General features: G+C 71.4%; 2 protein-coding genes. Both read left to right on the top strand.

The window, feature by feature from the left end; translation table 11 throughout:
- The first annotated feature begins 56 nt into the window (after window positions 1-56).
- Window positions 57-467, top strand: a complete 411-nt coding sequence (locus A8G15_RS28725; RefSeq protein WP_068166607.1) for a YciI family protein — start codon at window positions 57-59, stop codon at window positions 465-467.
- On the top strand, window positions 464-1,306 hold an 843-nt coding region (locus A8G15_RS28720; RefSeq protein WP_068166606.1), incomplete at its 3' end, for an RNA polymerase sigma factor. The genes A8G15_RS28725 and A8G15_RS28720, both read left to right, overlap by 4 nt.

The following is a 1,306-nucleotide window of genomic DNA, read 5'->3' as shown; positions in this document are numbered from 1 at the left end:
ACTCCACGGGGCACTATCCACGACGGCCACCACGGGCCGCGGAACGTAGGAGGAACATCATGAAGTACCTGCTGCTCAAGCACTACCGAGGCGGACCGACCCCGGTCGGGGACTTCGTACCGATGGATCGGTGGACCCCGGCGGAGGTCGACGCGCACGTGCAGTACATGAACGACTTCGCGGCACGACTGCAGGAGAGCGGCGAGTTCGTCGACGCGCAGGCACTTGCGCCCGAGGGCACGTTCGTGCGGTACGGCGGCGAGGGACGCCCGCCGGTGACGGACGGGCCGTTCGCCGAGACGAAGGATCTCATCGCGGGCTGGATGGTCATCGACGTCGAGTCGCGAGAACGCGCGCTCGAACTGGCCGGGGAACTGTCCGCGGCGCCCGGTGCCGGCGGCGAACCGATCCACGAATGGCTCGAACTGCGGCCGTTCCTCACCGAGCCGCCCACGGTGTCCGAGTGAACGAGACGCTGCTGCGGGAACTCGTGCCCGCGGTCATCGGCATCCTCGTCCGACGCGGAGCGGATTTCGCGTCGGCCGAGGACGCCGTGCAGGAAGCACTGATCCGTGCGCTGGAAACATGGCCGGACGACCCGCCACGCGACCCGAAGGGATGGCTCGTCACCGCCGCGTGGCACAAGTACCTCGACGCGTGGCGCGCCGACACGTCACGGCAGGGGCGGGAAGCCGCCGTGGACACGGAGCCGCCCGCCGGGCCGGTTCCCGCCGCCGACGACACGCTGCATCTGTACTTCCTGTGCGCGCACCCCGCCCTGTCGCCGGCCTCGGCGGTCGCGTTGACCCTGCGCGCGGTCGGGGGCCTGACCACCCGGCAGATAGCCGCGGCCCATCTCGTCCCGGAAGCGACGATGGCGCAGCGGATCAGCCGCGCCAAGCGGAAGCTGGCGGGACTGCCCCTCGACCGGCCGGGTGATCTCCCCACCGTGCTGCGGGTGCTCTACCTGGTCTTCAACGAGGGATACGTCGGCGACGTCGACCTGGCGGCCGAAGCGCTCCGGCTGACCCGCCAACTCGACGCTCTCACCGACGAACCGGAGGTCGCGGGCCTGCTCGCGCTGATGCTGCTGCACCACGCGCGGCGCGCGTCGCGCACCGGTCCGGGAGGCCGCCTGGTCACGCTCGCCGAACAGGACCGGTCCCGCTGGGACACCGCCCTGATCGCGGAGGGGGTGACGATCCTGCAGGCCGCGCTGGTTCGGGACCGGCTCGGCGAATACCAGGCGCAGGCCGCGATCGCCGCGTTGCACGCCGATGCCCGCAGCGCGGCCGAAACGGACTGG

The sequence above is a fragment of the Rhodococcus phenolicus genome (genome assembly GCF_001646785.1).
Lineage (GTDB): Bacteria > Actinomycetota > Actinomycetes > Mycobacteriales > Mycobacteriaceae > Rhodococcus > Rhodococcus phenolicus.
Note: the sequence above shows the minus strand (reverse complement) of the source record. Positions and strands in the feature narration are given on the sequence as shown.